A 20,225-nucleotide genomic window follows, 5' to 3' on the forward strand; every position below is an offset into this window, starting at 1 on the left:
AGATTAATTCCTTTTTTGTTTCATCAAATACACCTCCATCCGTGACATAGCTTTTAGGCATACAACTGGTAGACCTATCGTTTCTCTCCTCCTCTTATCTCATCTTTTTCTTCCTATTTCTAATTCTCTAAAAAAAAACACGCATATATTCATTTATTGTATTTTTTCAAAAAAAAGAAAGCACAATAAACTAATTGTCAACCATAAAAAAGCACTCTTACAAAAAAACATAAAAATAAAAATCATGTTTTTTTTTATTTTTTTAGGGGGATATATCCCTTTTGCCGACTATTCAATAAAGTTACCTATGAAAATGTTAGTAAAAATAAACAAGAAAAAATAATACATTTTTCACTCAACATTAAGCTCAAATTAGGTCTTTTTTTTAAATCAAAATATTTAAAAAATAAAAATAATTTAAAAATGGATGAATTAGAAAATATCACCGCCATCACTTCATTAGATACACTTGTAAAGTCTTCTGAAAAGCCCTTCCAAATTTTTGTAAAAACGCTGAATGGATCAACCCTTGTTATAGACAACATGATCTCTTCAACTAAGATTTTAACCATCATGAATATCATACAAGATAAAGATGGTTTGCCTGTAGAAATACAGCGTCTTACTTATAGCAACAAAAATCTTGATTCTCGCAAAACTTTAGCGGATTACAAAATTGGAAAAGAAGCAACCTTAACTAGTCTTCTCCGCCTTAAGGGAGGGATGGGCGAATACAAAGCAATGGTTTACATTGATCAAAAAGATATGAATCGTGGAAACGTTAAGCAAGAAATAGAAGATACGGAAGGGGAAAGCAGAGCATTAAAAGATTGGGGGCGAAATTTGGAAGAAAATGATGCTTTTTGGGATAAAATCAAAAATGACTTAAAATTGGATACACAACAATTTAAAGTTTGGAAACAAAAAAATAGCACCCATGTTGCCGCTCTTATTCGAGAAATTACACATAGCGGTAATTGTGGCGATTTTGCAGAAGTCGTTCATTCTAAATTAACTCGTTCTACTGACAATCAATATGTTTATATGTTGGTCATGCAGAATCCTTTGCCTGATGGGAAACAAGATTCGAACAGTGAATGGATGACAAACACTACAGATGAGGAGAAAAAAGCTTGGTTTTTGGCGGGCAGTAAGAAGAGAAAGCAAATCAATCAACAACGATTAAGCGACAGTAAACAAGCAATAAAGCCCAAAGAGTTTGACCACCAAATGTGCTTAACCTATCATGAGTATAAAAGCGAAATATCCGAAATGGATCATGAACGTGCAATGATTGCTGATGGCTGGGATGGAAATATGGTTTGTACGCTCAAGCAATTTCTTGCTGGCACCAATGCTTATAAGATGTCCATTGATAAAAAAAGATTTAACATGGATTATCCCAATATTGCCATTTTTAATGGGACTAAAGCAGTCAAAGGATCTGGTCCAGACGAATCTGATGTGGATATTGTTAACAAAATCATTACCGCTGAGTTGGATGATTATAAGACCAATGGCACTTACCAAAACGATAAAGATACCGCCAAGGTGAATTTCAGTGGTATTTTTAATATGAGCCCAAGACAAGGGGTCACTGATAAACGTACTTCTGAAACCATCAAAGTTTTCTTAGACAAAATTGACTTTGAAAATGATGCCGAACGATTCAAAGCAGAGTGTCTAGACTTAAGCCCTGAACAATTTGCAGCTTATTGCAAAACTGCAGATAGTGATAGAAAGAAAGTCATCCTTGCTGATAAAGAGTTAAAAGCAGGTTTAGTAAAAACGTTTGAAGTAGATCATAAAATGCTAGAGACCTTCTGCAAAGAATTCACAGATGATGAGTTTGTAGAGATGATTATTGCAAGTGAAAAAATTGCTAAGACTGTTATTAGCACGGATGCGATCGCTAATGTTTTTGCTAAAACGCTTGGTAAAATAACAGATGGACAAAGCATGGTTGATGTGATCAAAGCAACAAAAAAAGCAGAGTCTAGCTATTTTGATGACTTCATAGAGGAAAACATTGAAGAATCAGGAGATGGCACAGCAATTTGGGTCAATATTATCAAATTATTAAAAAGCAAAGGAGAAAACGCATTGGCCGATTATGTCTTAAGCAAAATCCCTAGTTCTGAAAAATCTGATGTAGAACAAGAGTTAGATTAATTATTTCCCCACCTAAATTTAAATCCCCCTTTGAATAGGGGGAAAAAACCAAACAATCACAAAAAAAAACACTATATCATGACTACGAAAGAATTAAAAAAAGACGCAAAAATTCTCATTCAAGAATTGGGTCTAACCGCATTGGTTTTTAATGCTTTTATTGAATTATTTGAAAAAGGAAAAATTGCTAAGCCTGATGTCCTCTTCAAAAAAAGTATTTCGAAGATAGGAAAAGCGGCCAAATATCCATTTCTATATATGGTTACCCCTAAACAAAAAAACTTCTTCATGGGGTTTGACCTCCCTATCGGAAACGTTGCCATTGGTAAAGAATTAATGGCACTAAGAAAAAGCTTGTCTAAAACCAAGAAACCAAAAGAACAACATGCTTTTGAATTGCAAATCGCTTTTTATGAGGAACTAAAAAAATTGAACCCCAAGGCTTTTGTCAAAGGTGTTGCCAAATTTAAAGAAGAAATAAAAACCGATGAAGGCACGGAAGTTTACTTAAAACCCCTAGCCAGTGGTTTGATTCGCAACAAAGTAGAAAAAGACCAAATCGGCAATTTAGTCAATACTTTTAGGTATACTACTCAGATTGGGGTTACGGTATTGTTTGATAGCCAAATCGGTGACGAAGAGGATGAAGACACAACGAATGACTCAAATCAGCAAGAAAATTCCGCTAGTGCTCCAAAGGATAATATTTTAGAAGCCTTTCAGAAAGCCATAAAAGATGCAAAAGGCAAAGGAGCCGACGAATGGACCAAATTGTTAAGCCAAGTCAATAATCATTTGACCAAAGCAACAGACGAGCAGCAAAAGATAGGGCTAACAAAGTTGAAAAAAGAAATCTTATTAAACTATATCAAAAGTACAGGGGTCAATGTAAAAGATCAAAGCGAAGTAAAAAACTTATTAGATGAAATTGTCCATTCAATTCAGGTTTCTTTTACGCAGTTTATGATCGATGATTTCAAATTGTCGGCAGATTTTAAAATGATCAATACTGCCCACGCTAGATTTTACAAAGCGGTTATGACAGCTCAGTCTCAAATGAACGTTTTGGTAAAAGCAGCTGGAATGGATTGGAAAGCAGATGATAACTTCGAACGGTTCAAAAAGCCTGTATCTATTTCTCTGCAAAAAGCGTCAAAGGCAAGAAATGTATTTAAAGTGTTGGCTGAAAACGATGCAAAAATCAGAAAATTAGCGGTAGTAAGAGACAAAGCAGGAGCCCAAGAAAAAATGGAGGCTTTGTTGGAACAAACTAAAAAACATACTCAAAAATTGATCTCGTTCCTAAAAGCAAGCTAATCGCCTTCGCTTAAAAAATAATCATAGTTTTTAGCATTTTTTCAAAACATAATGTTAAAAACTATGTTTTTTTTTATAAAAAGCCCTAAATAACAACAACATCCAAGTTCTTGGCGTAATATTTATACATTAATTCTTAATATTTCTCCTAAGCCCCAATACCCTATTCAAGATGGCTGAATGTTGAAGTATATTGTTTCAAAAAGAACACTTACACTATAAAATGAATGGTTCCCAGAGCTTATTTTCATTTTTTATTGAAAGTTTTGAAACAAAAAGTATAATTTGCAGTATTAAAACTACATAATAACTATTTTTGCACTACCTTTGAAGCAGGATAGTAAACATTAATCGATTATGGAAAATGGTTTTTTAGAGCAGCAGCCATATATGGACAACGACTTAACAGCATCTTCACGTAAGCAAGATCATATACAACTTGCGTTTCAATCTCAAGTTGCAAGCAACAATCTAGACAATAGGTTTTATTATGAACCTCTACTGTCTGGACATCCTACGACAGAAGATGATACCTCATTTACCTTTTTGGGAAAAGACATACAAGCCCCACTTTGGGTTTCTAGTATGACTGGAGGTACAGAATATGCCAATTTAATCAATCATAACTTAGCAAGAGCAGCACGAGATTTTGGCTTTGGAATGGGTCTAGGGTCTTGCCGTGGTCTATTAACTAGTAATCAATATCTTCAAGATTTTGATGTACGAGATATTATTGGGGACCATTTACCACTTTATGCTAACTTAGGAATTGCACAGATTGAGCAACTATTTGACGAAAACAAACAATCCTTAATACAAGATTTAGTGTCTAAACTTCGTGCAGATGGCTTAATTATCCATGTTAATCCATTTCAAGAATGGCTACAACCAGAAGGAGATCACTTTCAATATCCTCCTATTGATACCATAAAACGAGTCATTGATGCTTTTCCTACTTTAAAACTAATTGTAAAGGAAGTTGGACAAGGAATGGGCTATAAAAGTTTGGAGGCATTGTTTCAACTGCCCATTATGGCAGTTGATTTTGCAGCTAATGGAGGTACCAACTTCGCTAAATTAGAATTGCTGCGTTCAGATGCTCAAAAACATGAAATCTATGCTAAACTAGCCAATATTGGGCACAGTGCAGAAGAAATGATTAACATGTCCAATCAGATTATAAAGACCTTAGGCAAGCAATGCCTTTGTAAAGAAGTTATTATATCTGGAGGAATAAAGGACTTTTTAGATGGATATTATCTAATAAATAAACTATCTTCGCCTGCAATATATGGGCAAGCTTCGGCATTTTTAAAACATGCACGAGGCAATTATGAGGAGTTGTATGCCTACGTATCTACGCAAGTAGAGGGATTAAAACTGGCAAAAAAGTATCTAACAGTAAAATAAACACCCTATCATTAAGTTTTTATTTTCAAGGTTTTAAATCAAAGACCAATATGAAGAAGCCAACAATAGTATCTGGATTTTCTAAACTATCTAAACGAGGAAAAATTCGTTGGTTGGTAGAGAACTTCTTTACAAACCCAGAAGAGGTTGCCCGTGAACTCAAGAGTTTTTGGTATGGCGACCCACAAAAACAAAAAATATTTGATGATTTTAGTGAAAACACCGTTAGCAATTTTTATTTGCCTTATGGGGTTGTTCCAAATCTAGAAATCAATGGTAAACTATACTGTGTACCAATGGTTATTGAAGAATCCTCTGTTGTTGCAGCGGCTTCTGCTGCCTCCAAGTTTTGGCTAAAAAGAGGAGGTTTCAAAGCAGAAATTATTGCCACGCACAAGATTGGACAGGTTCATTTTGACTGGAAAGGGGATTACACAAAATTACATGCCCTGTTCCCTATCATCAAAAAACGCATTCACGATGATACCGCTCACATCACCTCCAATATGCGTGAACGTGGTGGTGGAATATCTAATATAGAGTTGGTGGATATGACGCATCTTGAAGATAATTATTATCAACTTAAGATGACCTTTGAGACCTGTGACTCTATGGGAGCCAATTTTATTAATTCGACCTTAGAAGAAGCTTCTAGATCATTGCGTGCTTTTGTCAATGAGGAACCTACCTTAGTGGGTACTGAAAAAGAACTAACTATTATCATGGCTATTTTATCTAATTATACACCAGAATGTTTGGTGCGTGCATGGGTAGAATGTCCTGTTGATGAGTTGGGGACCTTTGACAATGGCAACATGGATTCTGCTACCTTTGCTTATAAATTTGATAAGGCGCTAAAAATTGCACACATCGATGTACATAGAGCCACGACACATAACAAAGGTATTTTTAACGGAATTGATGCAGTTGCTTTGGCAACAGGAAATGATTTCCGTGCAATAGAATCATGCGGACACACGTATGCTGCTCGTGATGGTAAATACAAGAGTTTATCTTCTGCAACAATAGAAAATGGAATTTTTAAATTTTGGTTGGACATTCCTTTGGCTATTGGAACCGTAGGTGGTTTAACTTCTTTGCATCCACTGGCTAAGCGTTCTTTGGAGATGTTAGGCAATCCATCTGCCGAAGAATTAATGATGGTCATTGCAGCCACTGGATTGGCTCAAAATTTTGCTGCTGTCCGATCTTTGGTAACTACTGGTATCCAACAAGGGCATATGAAGATGCACCTGATGAATATATTGAACCATTTAGAGGCTAGCGAAAAAGAAGTTATCCTAGTGCTATCTCACTTCAAAGATAAATTGGTTTCGTTTACGGCTGTTCGTGATTTCCTCAACCTTCTGAGAAACAATGCTTCACCAGAGTTAAAAATGAAATAGGCTTTAGGGCTTTTATACTAGAAAAGAAAAAATATTTATCCTATATTTGAACGCATAAAGTTGTGGAAGAGCAACTTTATGTTTTTTTGTTTTTATAGCAATGAATATTTTTTAAATAAAGAAGTTGTTAAAAATAGGATTGCATTAAAAATGAGTCCCCCCCAAAGGAGCAACGAAGTGAATTTTGGGCAGGCAACTGCAAATTTAGAGTGTTAGAGGTGGAGCCAAGAAGGGTTTGGAATGAGGATACAACCAATTTAATGGTTCCTTATGTTGTCTTTCAACTCTTGGAATTGCCCAAATTTTGTCCTTGTGAGAATAAAAAATTGAGAAAATTTGATGCAGCACAAAAAATACAAGGGCTTAATTAAGTTTTCCAAAAGTATAGGTTTGTAAATTTTTTTATGTAATTAAAATCGTTATATTTAATATAAAATGGCTAAAAAACCAACCAAGTTAGAATTATTATTGGAAGATGTTCCACCACCATTGCGCAATAAGTTTATTGTCGTCACTAGTCTTTTTGTGGTCTGGATGTTCTTTTTTGATAATAATAGCATCATATCTCAATATCGATTACAAGCAACGTTGCAAGAACTCCAAGACAAGAAGGAGTATTATCAAACTGAAATTCATCAAGCAGAAAAGGATAATAAAGAATTGTTTACGGATGACAAAACTCGTGAAAAATTTGCTAGGGAGCATTACTATATGAAGAAACCAGATGAAGAAGTCTTTGTGATCGAGGATTAATAATGGTACTTTAATCAATTCATTTGTCAAAAAGACAGTTATTATTTTGTTCTCCTTTGTGGAATTTGTAAATTTGAGACACTATACAATTCAATTAATAATCTTATAAATAAAGAAAAAAAATGTCTGTACTAGTCAACAAAGATTCTAAGATCATTGTACAAGGTTTTACAGGGAAAGAAGGAACTTTCCATGCAAGCCAAATGATTGAATATGGCACTAATGTAGTTGGTGGGGTTACTCCAGGTAAAAGTGGTCAAACACACTTAGATCGTCCTGTATTTGGGACAGTAGCTGAAGCTGTTGCTCAAACTGGTGCAGATACTTCTATTATTTTTGTTCCTCCTCGTTTTGCTGCTGATGCTGTTTTAGAGGCTGCGGACTCTGGTATCAAAGTAATCATCTGTATCACAGAGGGTATCCCTGTTCAGGATATGGTTAAAGTTAAAGCCTTTATCGAAGATAAAGATGTTTGCTTGATTGGACCTAACTGCCCTGGTGTTATGACTGCTGGAGAGGCTAAAGTAGGTATTATGCCTGGCTTTATCTTCAAAAAAGGTAAAATTGGTATTGTATCTAAATCAGGTACCTTAACCTATGAAGCAGCTGACCAAATCGTAAAAGCAGGTTTGGGAGTAACAACTGCTATTGGTATTGGTGGTGATCCAATTATCGGAACAACAACCAAAGAAGCGGTTCAAATGTTAATGGCTGACCCAGAAACAGAAGGTATCGTTATGATTGGTGAGATTGGAGGAAACCTAGAGGCTCAAGCTGCTCGTTGGATCAAAGAACATGGCACTAAACCTGTTGTTGGATTTATCGCTGGTGAAACAGCTCCTGTTGGTCGTACCATGGGTCATGCTGGTGCTATCGTAGGTGGTGCTGATGATACTGCTGCTGCCAAAAAACGCATTTTGCGTGATTGTGGTGTATTGGTGGTTGATTCTCCTGCTGATATTGGAGCAACTATGATCAAAGCATTGGAATCTGTTCAAGCTTAAACATAAATTTTTTATAAAAAAAGCCCCGTTGGAAATTCCAACGGGGCTTTTTTTATGCTCATGCTAACCTAGGTGATTCAGTAGTAAAACAAAAATATATTTTAGTAGTTTCATTGTTTCGTAAAACATTATTTATCAATAGATAACAACAAAAGTAATTGTTTCTTTTTAACAAAGTAAACATTAGAAGTTTTAATCTAGCCCTCATTTTAGAGGCAAAATCGCAAAAAGCAGGGTAATTAATACCTGTTGTTCTTTTTGCATTGCCCAAAAAGAACCAAAAACGCTAGGACTGGATGACTTCTTGGACAAAGTATCTTCTTGAAAGCTTAGGCTTTCAGAAACTCGCTTCGCTCAGACACCTGAAAACCTTATTTTTCCACAGGAAAAATAGCAGCTTTCTACGGCGTACTTTGTTCCCAATCAGTCATATGCCCACCCAAAAAACTCTAAAAATGGGTTATGTGATGCTTAGAGAAAGATTCAAAGAAAGCTCATTGCCAAACGTTTCGTTGCAAAAATAGTAACAAATACACTAAGACGAATACATTTGTTTTACTCCTGAAAGTCCCTAACCTGTTTAAAAAGAAAAGCTATTCGTAACGTAATGCTTCAATCGGGTCTAATTTAGAGGCTTTAACAGCAGGATACAAGCCCGATGTAATTCCAACAATAAAACAGAGCGTAAAACCCAGCATAATCCAAGCCCAAGGAACCACAAAAGCTCCTCCTACCATATAGGTCACACCATTCCCTGCAATAATACCAAAGACAATTCCAACCAGTCCCCCTATTTGGCAAATGACAATCGCTTCCACCAAAAATTGCACTAAAATGGTTCGTCGAGTAGCTCCTAAAGATTTACAAATACCAATTTCACGGGTGCGTTCCGTTACAGAAACCAACATAATATTCATCAGACCTATAGCAGCCCCCAACAAAGTAATTAACCCTATAAAAATAGCCGCCATTTGTAAAGTTGCCGTATTGTCTACAATTAGAGAAATGAGTCCATCACTCTTTTCCATTTCAAAATCGGACTCCTCCCCTACCCCTATTTTCCGAACTCTCCTAAAAACGCCCTCGGCTTCTGCCATAGCTGGTTCTATGTTCAACGCATCTGTTACCATTACCGACAAATTATAAGAACTTGTTTGAGACCCAAAATATTTTCGCAAGGTTTGCAGTGGAATCAATACCATTTTATCACCGCTAAACGTCATACTAGATCCCTTTTCTTCCATAATGCCAATTACTTTAAATTGGATGTTCCGAATAGAAAGGCTCTTGCCAAGTATACTAGAGGGGCTATTACTTTGAAATAGTTTCTTAGCAATTTCAGCTCCTAAAATAACGATATTTCGTCCACTGTTAGACTCCAATGCCGTAATGTTCCTTCCTGCTGACAATTTATAGCCTGCTACGTCCAGATAATTTTCATCCGCTCCATAAACGGTTGTATTAGGGTCCGTTTCTGTTTTTTTATATTTCACAACCGCACTCATTGTTCCTAGCGCCGATAGCGATACAGCAGCAGGATATTGGTATTTTTCCTTAAAACTTGCCGCTTGTTTAAATGTTATTTTAGCCCCCACCTTACTCCTTCGCCCATGTCTGCCACCCCCCAAACCAGTACCTTTTCGTATTACATTAAAGGTATTGGTTCCCATGCTTGCTAAGTTATTGGTCAAGGAACTTTTGATCGCATCAATAGAGGTAAGAATCCCAACCAAGGCCATAATGCCAAAAGCAATAATGAGTAAAGTTAATACCGCTCGAAGCAAGTTAGCCCGAATAGCATTAAATGCAATATTTATGTTTTCTATTATCGTCATCTTGATTTATACTGGCATTATAAAACACATTACTCCGCTAAAAAATCGTATTTATTTAATAATCAACAAAATACACTCCCACCAATCAAAACATTAAAAGACTGATTATCAAATTGATACATGAACGCAGTGAACTGGGCATGCTTATAGCCAAAGCTATACCACGCAGTAGCACCGTAGGTAAAAGTGAAGGCACTGCTTTTTTATGTTTTTTGTTAACTGCTCATGAGCATAGCGAACTAAAAACTAAGCGCAGCGTCCTCATGACTGAAGGGAACTAATCAGCGGAGTATTAAAAACATAGCAGTTGTTAAAATTTACGCTATGAAGATAGTTTAAATCTCCATTTGCCCCCAAAGTATTCGACCAAAGCCGCTCAATCTACTTTCAAAACACCAAATTAGACAAAAAGTTATCAATTATAGGATTCGTTTTGCAACGATATTGGTTGTTAACTTACTTATTATCTAAGAGCATCTAATATTTGCTCCAAGCTCACTTGTCTAAACTCTAGCTCAATGGGATTCCCATTTGTTGTTAAATCGTGAAAAGCAATCAAAAAATTATCCCCTTCTTGTGTCACCGCAAACAATTTAGCCTTGCTACCATCTGGAACTTCCCAAAAAACAATATCGGTAGCGTCCAAGGTTTCTCCAATAACAATATCCTTAGTTTCATTAAAAATCAAAAAAGCAGTAACCTTATAAGCAGAAATGCCCGTTGTCACCCGATATGGAACAGCATCTGTATCCTTCCGTTGAGCTATATTTCCTACACTCAACCACCCCAACTGGTTGGTCTGAATCCAATAGCCTAATTTATCCTTGATGGCTTGATTTCTCAATCTTGCTGCCATTTTCTCATAATCTGCCTGACCATAGGTCTTTTTTAAATCCTCGACTCCCTGTTTAAGCTCAGCACAACGATTTATATTGGATCGTTGGACACCACCAATGCTGTCCAATCCTTTTAAATAAGAACGCTGCAATAAGTGACGTTCTTGGTTGTAAACAGCCAAAGACTGGTAATAAACAGCTTCTCGTTCTTCGTTCTTTTGTCGAGTTTCGATTTTTATTTTTTCTTTGGCAATGAGCAATCGGTCTTTTTTATTCTTTAAGACACATTCATTTCGTTTTTGCTGTGCTGTTAATTCCTGTGGTTTTCCCTTTTTGTTAACTTTCTGTTCTGCTAGGTAATCTAAACGAATTTGAATACTATTTAACTGCTCGTCCTGTTTTATTGTCATAGAGTCATACTCTAAATAGATAGGCTTAGTGGGAGGAGTTGCATAATTGGGTACAGTCAACGCATTTTCATCTAAATTACTACACCAATAATCATCCCCAATATAAAAACTTCCTGTTTTTACATAAGCAGGAGCAGCAGGTCTATCCCAACGATTTTCTTTTTGTTGATAAAGCTGAGCATCTTTACTATAAACATCCGAAGGAACAACAATCGTAATGGTATGCCCCTTTTGTACATTTAACGTTTCTCCATACTGTGCTGCATTCAACTGTACCACCCTATTTAGTGCTAAGAACTCTTGCCCTGTCGCACGAGTAGTCAATGAATGCAACAACATTTCCCACTTTGTTTTCAGAAAACGAACCTCAAATTTTACCAAGCCACTATCTCTAGCACTTAGCGCCCCAGAAGGAATTTGTATCAAAACACCATCCTTTGTGGTTAGTTCTACATCTCTAAAAGGATGAATCCAAAACGTTTGAGCATAAACACCACTTCCCTCCATCAAAAAATCAGCTATATGATCTTGATAAACATTCTGTGAGAAAAAATTGCTATCTGTTGTCACCAAAATTTCTGCGCAAGCGCTACAGTTTTCTGAGCTTGTTGATTGTATTTTACTCTCAATCTGCATGTGCCCCAACGGCACTCCTGCTCGCTCCAAACATTGTTGTACCAAATAAGCTCGTCGCCCAGACAATCGATCGTTAAAATCTCCCTCTAAAGCATCATTGGCATAAGTATGAACAACAACCCGACCATTGCTTTTTGCCATTGACTCCTTGGCTAAGTTTTTTATCTCTTCTAGCTGTTCTAGTGAAATCGAAGCTTGCCCTTGTTCAAAATAAACCCGATGTTTTTCATTGGATTGACCTTGTACCATCACTACCAATAATAGTCCTATAATTATCAACAAAAATCTCATACATTCTTTTTTTTTTTGCTTTGCAAAGATACAGGGAAGTTGCTTAAAAACCTAAAATCAATTCTATAACACCCCTTTGTAAGAAGTAGTCCAAGCGCCAAAGCTCCTTGTTACACTCTTATCACTTCGGCTTATTGAATCCCTTGATGATATAAAAATTTTCACAGAAGCTAACTTCAGGTATTTAACGCTAAATAATATGCTGTATTGAGAATTACCCAATGAAGTAACCAAATTTTAGCATTTTTAACATTTTTTTATTCGATTAAAGTTTGACAACCAATCGTTCATCCAAAAACTACGCACAAAGATTCTCTCCTTGATCTAGCAATCGAAAGTTTAACTTTTATTGTTTTTTTATCCAAAAAATTGTACTTTGTTGAGCATTTGGCTAACCCCAATTTATCATTTCAAACCAAAAAAATTAATGTTTATGTCTATCCGTTATTTACTTTGCATACTATTATCTATTGTTAGTTGTTATCATAGTCAAGCGCAATGTCCCTCTAGCAGTCCAGGTTTTTTAAGTGGCACAATGACGAATCTATTGGTGAGTGACACGACCCCTCTACCAGTTTATAGTACGCCCCCAACAGGGCTTCCCAATACTGAATTTCTTATTCTTCAACACGACAGTTTAGCTTCGGATGGATTTGGTCCTAGAATCATTGAATCAACTATTGACGGGCGTATTGTCCCTGCTGACTTGGGGCTAACTACTTGTAACCAGCTCTGTGTATTGCCTTTTTCTTATGACCTTCAACAACTACAAACGGTCGTAGATTCTTTGTTATTGGCAGATTACCTTCCTGGTACAAGTTGCTGTACAGCTGCTGGACAATTTTTTGTAGGGCTTTGCGACTCTTTAAATGCGCATGGCATTCATTCTGGTTCAGACATCAATAATTTAAATGATGTGATCGTTTTGATGGGAATTTTTACAGGTAGCTCTAACAATAATGTTTCTGTCTATTATCTGACCACAACAATTGGACAACTCAATAACGCTGTAACGCTATTTGGTACTTGTGCAGGTGGAATTACTGAAATTTGCTATTCCGTTTCCAATACAACAACAGCTATGGATTGTTACACTATAGCCCTTCCTAATTCAGCCAATTTTGTTGATATTGCAGCAGATACGCTAAGAATTGCCCCCAATGGAACGGCAACATTGATTGGTACTTATTTGCCCAATTCTGCGTCTGATAGTCTTCGTTGGACGGTTACTAATACAGGTTCTAGTATTACAGTTGATGCGATGGGGCAAGTTGTAGGCGGCTCAACCTTAGACACAGCATGGATTGTAGCACAAGCTGTACGTGGCTGTGCGACAGATACCGCTGTGGTCATTGTGGATCCTGCCTTGTCGATTACAACAACAAATTTAACTCCTATGCCATTGCAAACCACTCCTAATCCTTTTTCTAGGTCATTACAAGTTAGTTTTTATGCTCAAACGGCTACTTACCAACTACAACTGATTGGTATTACAGGACAGGTTTATTATGAAGGTAGTTATAATTTGACAACAGGAAACCAGCAATTAAACATTGATAGTAAACATATCCCTAGTGGTTATTATTTGTTAAGAATCACTGGACAAAATATGCAAGGTTCACAGGCCGTTGTTAAGTATTAAACACCTAAAAACTAATGGTTGAAAGTTTGAGAACAAGTATATCCGATTGCTTACTCAAACTCTCAACCTTTTTTGTTTATTCCTCAAATGGATCTAAAAACCTTTCATCTTGAATAATTTCATAATCTGTTAATGTTTTTAAAAATTCAATTAGATCATTAATTTCAGTTCTTGTCATACCAAAATTATGATGGGGCAATGAAAACAGTGTCAGCAGATCGGCAACACTACCATCATGGAGATAAGGTGCTGTCATCTCTATATTTCTTAAGGTAGAAACCTTAAATCTAAATGAATCTGAATCCATCTGGCTAACTTCATACAGCCCTAAATCATCCAAATGGACGGCTCCTGTTTTTGATGCTGTTTGCCCCATTTGCAAATGATAAGAAGCCACATCTAAAAAACCACCACCATGGCAACCTTGGCAGCCTTGCTGTCCTCCAAATAGATCATACACTCTTTTTCCATTTTGTTCTGTAGCTGTAAAGGTAGCTGCTCCTTCCAAAACCTGATCGTATTTTGAACGATAAGTAATCATTGCTCGAATAAATTGAGCGAGTCCTTTTGCAATTCGTTCAGGAGTAATTTGTTCCGATCCAAATGCCTTTTCAAATAAAGTTGGATAATAGGAAATTTGCTCTAATTTAGTTATTAACTGCCCTAAATCCATTCCCATTTCTATATGATCTTGAATGGGCAGCAAAACCTGTTCTTCCAAGGTATTAGTCCGCTCATCCCAAAACATTTTGCCACTTTTATAAAAACGTACATTGAGCAAAGGCATTGAATTTCTTCTCGTTTTTTTATCTTCAAAACCTTCACTTTTTATTCTTCTATCCGAAAAACCATCTGCTGCTCGATGACAACTTGCACAAGAAACTTTATTGTTCATCGAAAGAGATTTATCATAAAACAACACACGCCCCAAAGAAGCCCCATCATTGGTGATGGGATTAGTAATTGGCGTATTGTCCAATGTTGCTATTGCTTGTTGAATATGATTAGGGTAATTAACATTAGCATATTCTAAAGGACTTGTGGGTAAGGATAAAAGGGGCGACTTAGGTTCTAGCACATCGTTTTTACAAGAAGTATGCAACACAATGATTAACCCAACGATAAATAGTCCAATACGATATGTCATTTTTAATTTATTACTTGCCAACATAATATTTTTATTCTACCAATAGTTTTCCAGAGGCAACCACAGCACCTTCCCCTATCAACGTAAAGAAATAAACTCCTGCTTGTAAGTGTTTCCTTGGCACAATAACTTTTTCACCATCCGATGAAAATGCTTGGTGTACTTGACGCCCTAATCCGTCAAAAACCTGCACTTCTAACCTTTGGTAATTGGCTCCTTTTACCATCAAAGTAGTTTGGTCTCGAAAAGGATTAGGAAATACAGTTAAATCAACGGCTTTATTCCCCAACTGAGTGACATTTAGAACCGTCAAGCCCGAATCAACCTTAACAAGGTAACCTTGGCTATTCATATAATCACCAACCATAATGTAACCGTTATCATTTGTTGGGCGAACAACCATCCCTTTATTGTCCTGAAATTCATCAAATATTTGTTCTGACAAAACATTACCTGCCAAATCAACCTTGCCAATAAATGCATTGTTTAACATGATACCCAAAAACGGATGTGATTTGTGGATATACCCTGTTACCACATAATACCCATTGGGATCATAAGTCACATGATTTCCAGCGCCAATCACCCCTCCTAAGGTAGATCCCAAATTAGGCGTTGTCCATAACATCGTATCCCCTAGGGCATCTATTTTTGCAATCATTGGTGTTGAGCCAATAAATCCATTTAATTCCATTGAAGCAACATAGGCACTATCTGGAGTTTGAACGACACTGTGTAAGCTTGAAATTGGCATTCCAAGATGTGTCTTTAACCAAGTACTATCGCCATTCACATCCAATTTATAAAGCATGGGAACATTATCGTTATGTCCAGCTAAAACATAACCTCCATCAAAGGTAGCTTGCCCATCTTCTGCCCAAACATCTTGATAGGTCTTGTCCCATAGGATAGATCCAGCAGGATCAATCTTTATCAATTGTGTATGATACCAATCAATTGGCGCTCCTAATACGGTATGGCAAGCTATGATTAAGATATAATTCCCATCCTTAGTAGCCCTCAACTTTAGTTGATCCACAATACAGGGACCTCCTACCTGTGTACAATAGCTAGGGTAAGTCTTGGTCCAAAGCGTATCGCCCAAAGGATTGGTTTGAATCAAATGAATTGTATTGCCATTTAAAGCCGCCAACAATAAATCATCATTGGGCTGTGCCACTAAAGAAAGACTTTTAAAACCAGCTACATTGGCACTATCAGAATAGTAACTTTTGGTCCATAGCGTTGTTCCATCTTTATCCACCTTTACCAAGGTAGGATAATCTCTTGGGGCTCCTGTTGCAAAAGACTGTATCCCTGTCATCACATAACCACTATCGCTTGTTTGTTGAACATCTCGTCCGTCAAAAACAGAAGTAGTCCATTGTAAAGCGGGGATATTAGCGCCATCCAATTGTCGGGTCCATTCTTGAGCCTGCATTTGAGAAGGAATTATAGTAATGGCTATAAAAGCAATCAAAATATTTATAAGTAACATAATTGGTATAATTTTTAAGCTATAATTAACAAATAAGAGTTGAATAATAGGGTTTTAACCAATTACTGTATGGTCAATTTGCCCGTACCAATAATCTGTTGTCCATCCCTTAGTTTAAAGAAATAAATTCCTCGTTCTAAATCCTTTCGGGGTAAAATCACCTCTGTTCCATTGGTTGAGAAAGCTTGTTGTACTTGACGCCCCAAAGCATCAAAAACTTGCACCTTCAACGCTGTATAAACGCCTCCATTTACCCTCAAAGTCGTTTGATGTTTAAATGGATTTGGAAAAACCTCTATCCCCGTATTCTCTTCATTTATATCCAAGGTATTTAAATAATAGCCTGTTTTTACTACATAGCCCCTTTCTTGATCTCCCAAACTAGCGCCATGGCTTCCTGCAAGCACAAAGTTACCATCCGTTGTATAGCGAACGGCTCGGCTACTATTGTCAATCATGTCGTCAAAAATTTGGTGTTGCAAAATGCTACCAGCGGCTGTTACTCTAGTAACAAAAGCAGCATCCAACATTACAGCAAAGCCACCACCATGCGTTACACGATTCGTTCCTGTTACCACATAATTACCATCAGGATCAACCACAACATGACGAGCAACGCCTAACTGTCCGCCTAATGGCAACTGCCACGATACCGTTCCTGTTTGATCCATTTTGAGTAAAAAGGGACTATTGCCCGCAAATCCAGTAGCATGGCAAGCTACAACAAAACCATTATCGGGCGTTTCTTTTACACTGTGCAGATCATAAATAGGCATATTGGAATAGGTTTGCTGCCAAAGGCTATCTCCATTCATATCTACCTTAAACAAAATAGGCTGACTCATTGCAGTACTCCCTGAGAAAATATAGCCGCCATCATTGGTCGGTTGAACGTCTAATAAAAACCGATTCGTGTAATTTTTATTCCAAATAATGCTGTTGTTAGGGCTAATTTTAATGAGTTGATTGATAGGGCTTGGCAAGCCAATTAATCCACCTGTTGATCCAATTCCTATGATATAATTGCCATCATTCGTAGCCCTCAGACGTACAGATCTAAGGTTGCATCCTACATTGTTAACGGTTTCACAAGTCGAGGCAAATTGATGTGTGGAGATGGTGTCACCATTTGCATCTGTTTCAATCAAAAAGATTCGATTGTAATTAATTCCTGCCAATAGTAAATTCCCATTGGGCTTTTCGACCAAGGACACTTCTTGGAGGTAACCCCCATTAAAGGTAGGGTATTCTTTTAGCCAGATGACATTTCCTGTAGTAGCATCCAATTTTGCTAGCACTGGGCTGTGTGCCAAATTAGAAACTATACCATATTTATAATTGCCAGCAAATACATAATTGCCATCATTGGTTTCCCTTATATCATAGCCCTTTAGTTCTTGCTCATAATTAGCAGGAGGAAGTATAACAATATTCGGGGTAATTTCTGTTTCCCAAATCTGCCCAATGGCATTCCCAATAGCAAGAATTGAGAAAAACATACTAAAGATAAATTTCATGTGATTTTCTTTTTTATTTAGTGATGATTATTTAGGACAAATAAGCAGCAAAAGGCAAAGAAAACCAACAACAATAAAGCAGTTTTGTTTATAACAAACTGCCAAACAAAAAAGCTTAACTTCTATTAAACAAGAAGTTAAGCTTTTTTTTTGTTTTAAACATTTATAAATAAAGCAACTGTATTAATTTTCTATTATTGCTCTATAAATATAGACTATACATCCTCTGTAGCCTTCAGTTTTTCCATATTATAAGTCACTTGGATTGCTTCAATAAATTCATCTAAATAGCCATCCATCACTTCCGTTAAATTATACTTTGTAAAATTAATTCGATGATCTGTTACTCTATTTTGAGAATAGTTGTAGGTACGAATTTTGGAAGAACGATCGCCTGATACAATCAATGTATTTCTTAAAGCAGAAATACTATCTTGATGTTCTTGTTGTTGCAATTCAAACAACTTAGCGTATAATTTTTGTAGTGCAATTTCTCTATTCTTAAGCTGAGAACGTCCATCTTGACACTCTACAACAACACCACTTGGTTTATGCGTTACCCGTACAGCCGACTCTGTTTTATTAACATGCTGCCCACCCGCACCACTAGCACGGAAGGTATCCCAAGAAAGATCCGCTTTGTTAATTTCGACATCTTCCGTTTCAAAAATAGGCATAATAGCAACCGTAGCAGCAGAGGTATGAACCCGTCCTTGCGATTCTGTTTTTGGTATACGCTGAACACGATGTGTTCCTGACTCATATTTCAACATGCCATAAACATTATCACCTGTGACCTCTAAAATCACCTTACTGTACCCACCAGATTCGCTTTCATTAGAAGCAATATACTCTCTTTTCCAGCCTTTTTTGTCAATAAAACGTTCATACAAACGCAATAAATCACCAGCAAAAATAGCTGCTTCATCACCACCCGCTCCAGCACGAATTTCAATAGTTACGTTCTTTTCGTCCTCAGGATCTTTAGGAATAAGCATCATTTTTAGTTCCTCTTCAAAAGGTCCTTTTTTATCTTCCCAATCCTTAAGGTCTTCCTTTGCCATTTCAACAAATTCAGGATCATCTCCCTCCTCTATAATTTCTTTGCATTCTGCAATACCATCTAGCATTGCCTTATATTTATCGTGAGCCTCCACCAAAGGTTTTAAATCCTTGTACTCCTTATTGATTTTCATAAACCGCTTCATATCTGACGTAACTTCAGGATCAGATAGTTGCTCTTCGAGTAATTGAAATTTATCCTTTAATGCTCTTAACTTATCAATCATTTTTTATAAAATTTATATCAATCGTAGCCTCTTAAGGTTAAATAAATAGATTGTCAATAACTCCAAAAGACAGTAGAACTGCAAAAGTACAATTAAATCACGGATATTCAAAAAAGGGGCAATTGCCAAAGCCTTGTAATTTAAGAATGGTCTATTTTTCTTTATTTATTTTTAACCGACCATTGTCACTAAGAGTTCTTTCAAAATCAGCGTTAATTTAGCTTCTGCTTGGTTTACAACTTGGATAACATCTTCTACTGTTGTTTCTGTTATTTCATCAATAGGATAACAACGGTTGGAGATAACAGAGACCACAAAAACAGGCAAATTCATATGCTTGGCCACTAAGACTTCAGGTACCGTTGACATCCCAACGGCAGCACCTCCTATCAAATTAAAAAAGTTATACTCTGCTGGTGTTTCAAGATTCGGTCCTTGTGTGCCTACATAAACCCCTTCAAAAGCTCGAATATTGTTTTTTTCTGCAATTGCTAACGCTTGTTGATTTAGTGCACTATCATATGCTTTTAACATATCGGGAAAACGCACTCCCAATCGTTCATCATTTTTGCCTCGCAAAGGATTTTGCGCATGCAAATTGATATGATCCTTGATGAATACCAAGTCACCTGGATATAGGTGCGCTTGTACTCCTCCTGCTGCATTGGAAATAACTAGCCGTTCTATCTTCAGGTATTTCAAAACCCGAATAGGGAAAGTTACTTCCTCCATACTATACCCCTCATAATAATGGAAACGTCCCGCCATAGCGACAATAGCAACACCATTTAAATAACCAAAAATTAGCTTCCCTGCATGGCTCTCTACCGTTGATTCTGCAAAATGTGGGATGTTCGCATAAGGAATTGCTAATACTTGATCTATTTCACGACTCAAATTGCCTAAACCTGTTCCTAATACAATCCCAATTTGAGGTAAAAAATCAGGCAACTGATCTTGGATATACGCAACTGCATTTTGTATTTTATGATACATTAGTTTACATTAATTTAACATTAATTAGATAAATAAATTATTATATATCAAAATATTGATTGACAA

Annotated in this window: 14 protein-coding genes; 7 read left to right on the forward strand and 7 right to left on the reverse strand. The window is 36.6% G+C overall.

Annotated features, from left to right (window positions below):
- Positions 1–423 precede the first annotated feature (423 nt).
- From AsAng_RS21985 to sucD, 6 genes are all read left to right on the forward strand, one after another.
- Entirely contained in the window at positions 424–2,172 is a 1,749-nt protein-coding gene (locus AsAng_RS21985) for a ubiquitin-like protein (protein WP_264789257.1), read from the forward strand.
- Positions 2,173–2,250: 78 nt separating this feature from the next.
- On the forward strand, positions 2,251–3,489 hold the full coding sequence (locus AsAng_RS30070; RefSeq protein WP_264789258.1) for a hypothetical protein: 1,239 nt from the start codon (positions 2,251–2,253) through the stop codon (positions 3,487–3,489).
- A 357-nt stretch (positions 3,490–3,846) separates the two neighbouring features.
- Positions 3,847–4,899, forward strand: coding sequence for a beta/alpha barrel domain-containing protein (locus tag AsAng_RS21995; protein ID WP_264789259.1), 1,053 nt, complete (start codon positions 3,847–3,849; stop codon positions 4,897–4,899).
- A 50-nt stretch (positions 4,900–4,949) separates the two neighbouring features.
- Positions 4,950–6,305 carry a hydroxymethylglutaryl-CoA reductase gene (locus AsAng_RS22000; protein ID WP_264789260.1) on the forward strand — a complete coding sequence of 452 codons (1,356 nt, stop codon included), beginning with the start codon at positions 4,950–4,952 and terminating at the stop codon, positions 6,303–6,305.
- A gap of 435 nt (positions 6,306–6,740) precedes the next feature.
- Positions 6,741–7,058 (forward strand): FtsB family cell division protein, encoded by a 318-nt coding sequence (locus AsAng_RS22005; RefSeq protein WP_264789261.1) that lies wholly within the window; start codon positions 6,741–6,743, stop codon positions 7,056–7,058.
- A 122-nt stretch (positions 7,059–7,180) separates the two neighbouring features.
- Positions 7,181–8,062, forward strand: coding sequence for a succinate--CoA ligase subunit alpha (sucD, locus tag AsAng_RS22010; protein ID WP_264789262.1), 882 nt, complete (start codon positions 7,181–7,183; stop codon positions 8,060–8,062).
- Positions 8,063–8,655: 593 nt separating this feature from the next.
- On the opposite strand, the gene AsAng_RS22015 is transcribed toward sucD, so the two are convergent.
- Together AsAng_RS22015 and AsAng_RS22020 are read right to left on the reverse strand one after the other, a co-directional pair.
- A complete protein-coding gene (locus tag AsAng_RS22015) occupies positions 8,656–9,897 on the reverse strand; it encodes an ABC transporter permease (RefSeq protein ID WP_264789263.1) in 1,242 nt (413 codons plus the stop codon).
- Between the two features lie 463 nt (positions 9,898–10,360).
- On the reverse strand, positions 10,361–12,070 hold the full coding sequence (locus AsAng_RS22020) for an OmpA family protein (RefSeq protein WP_264789264.1): 1,710 nt from the start codon (positions 12,068–12,070) through the stop codon (positions 10,361–10,363).
- 433 nt (positions 12,071–12,503) lie between these two features.
- On the opposite strand from AsAng_RS22020, the gene AsAng_RS22025 reads away from it, so the two are divergent.
- Positions 12,504–13,712 carry a T9SS type A sorting domain-containing protein gene (locus AsAng_RS22025; protein WP_264789265.1) on the forward strand — a complete coding sequence of 403 codons (1,209 nt, stop codon included), beginning with the start codon at positions 12,504–12,506 and terminating at the stop codon, positions 13,710–13,712.
- Between the two features lie 76 nt (positions 13,713–13,788).
- On the opposite strand, the gene AsAng_RS22030 is transcribed toward AsAng_RS22025, so the two are convergent.
- The 5 genes from AsAng_RS22030 to AsAng_RS22050 form a co-directional block, all read right to left on the reverse strand.
- A complete protein-coding gene (locus AsAng_RS22030; RefSeq protein WP_264789266.1) occupies positions 13,789–14,859 on the reverse strand; it encodes a cytochrome-c peroxidase in 1,071 nt (356 codons plus the stop codon).
- A 31-nt stretch (positions 14,860–14,890) separates the two neighbouring features.
- Positions 14,891–16,357, reverse strand: coding sequence for a T9SS type A sorting domain-containing protein (locus AsAng_RS22035; RefSeq protein WP_264789267.1), 1,467 nt, complete (start codon positions 16,355–16,357; stop codon positions 14,891–14,893).
- 62 nt (positions 16,358–16,419) lie between these two features.
- Positions 16,420–17,874, reverse strand: a complete 1,455-nt coding sequence (locus tag AsAng_RS22040; protein WP_264789268.1) for a T9SS type A sorting domain-containing protein — start codon at positions 17,872–17,874, stop codon at positions 16,420–16,422.
- 215 nt (positions 17,875–18,089) lie between these two features.
- A complete protein-coding gene (gene prfA, locus AsAng_RS22045) occupies positions 18,090–19,163 on the reverse strand; it encodes a peptide chain release factor 1 (protein ID WP_264789269.1) in 1,074 nt (357 codons plus the stop codon).
- 171 nt (positions 19,164–19,334) lie between these two features.
- Positions 19,335–20,159, reverse strand: a complete 825-nt coding sequence (locus AsAng_RS22050) for a purine-nucleoside phosphorylase (RefSeq protein ID WP_264789270.1) — start codon at positions 20,157–20,159, stop codon at positions 19,335–19,337.
- Positions 20,160–20,225 lie beyond the last annotated feature (66 nt).

Source organism: Aureispira anguillae (assembly GCF_026000115.1).
GTDB lineage: Bacteria > Bacteroidota > Bacteroidia > Chitinophagales > Saprospiraceae > Aureispira > Aureispira anguillae.

What these genes read in the sequence shown, in the direction of transcription:
- AsAng_RS21985 (WP_264789257.1), top strand. Translation starts at nt 424, where the DNA reads ATGGATGAATTAGAAAATATCACCGCCATCACTTCATTAGATACACTT.
- AsAng_RS30070 (WP_264789258.1), top strand. Translation starts at nt 2,251, where the DNA reads ATGACTACGAAAGAATTAAAAAAAGACGCAAAAATTCTCATTCAAGAA.
- AsAng_RS21995 (WP_264789259.1), top strand. Translation starts at nt 3,847, where the DNA reads ATGGAAAATGGTTTTTTAGAGCAGCAGCCATATATGGACAACGACTTA.
- AsAng_RS22000 (WP_264789260.1), top strand. Translation starts at nt 4,950, where the DNA reads ATGAAGAAGCCAACAATAGTATCTGGATTTTCTAAACTATCTAAACGA.
- AsAng_RS22005 (WP_264789261.1), top strand. Translation starts at nt 6,741, where the DNA reads ATGGCTAAAAAACCAACCAAGTTAGAATTATTATTGGAAGATGTTCCA.
- sucD (WP_264789262.1), top strand. Translation starts at nt 7,181, where the DNA reads ATGTCTGTACTAGTCAACAAAGATTCTAAGATCATTGTACAAGGTTTT.
- AsAng_RS22015 (WP_264789263.1), bottom strand. Translation starts at nt 9,897, where the DNA reads ATGACGATAATAGAAAACATAAATATTGCATTTAATGCTATTCGGGCT.
- AsAng_RS22020 (WP_264789264.1), bottom strand. Translation starts at nt 12,070, where the DNA reads ATGAGATTTTTGTTGATAATTATAGGACTATTATTGGTAGTGATGGTA.
- AsAng_RS22025 (WP_264789265.1), top strand. Translation starts at nt 12,504, where the DNA reads ATGTCTATCCGTTATTTACTTTGCATACTATTATCTATTGTTAGTTGT.
- AsAng_RS22030 (WP_264789266.1), bottom strand. Translation starts at nt 14,859, where the DNA reads ATGACATATCGTATTGGACTATTTATCGTTGGGTTAATCATTGTGTTG.
- AsAng_RS22035 (WP_264789267.1), bottom strand. Translation starts at nt 16,357, where the DNA reads ATGTTACTTATAAATATTTTGATTGCTTTTATAGCCATTACTATAATT.
- AsAng_RS22040 (WP_264789268.1), bottom strand. Translation starts at nt 17,874, where the DNA reads ATGAAATTTATCTTTAGTATGTTTTTCTCAATTCTTGCTATTGGGAAT.
- prfA (WP_264789269.1), bottom strand. Translation starts at nt 19,163, where the DNA reads ATGATTGATAAGTTAAGAGCATTAAAGGATAAATTTCAATTACTCGAA.
- AsAng_RS22050 (WP_264789270.1), bottom strand. Translation starts at nt 20,159, where the DNA reads ATGTATCATAAAATACAAAATGCAGTTGCGTATATCCAAGATCAGTTG.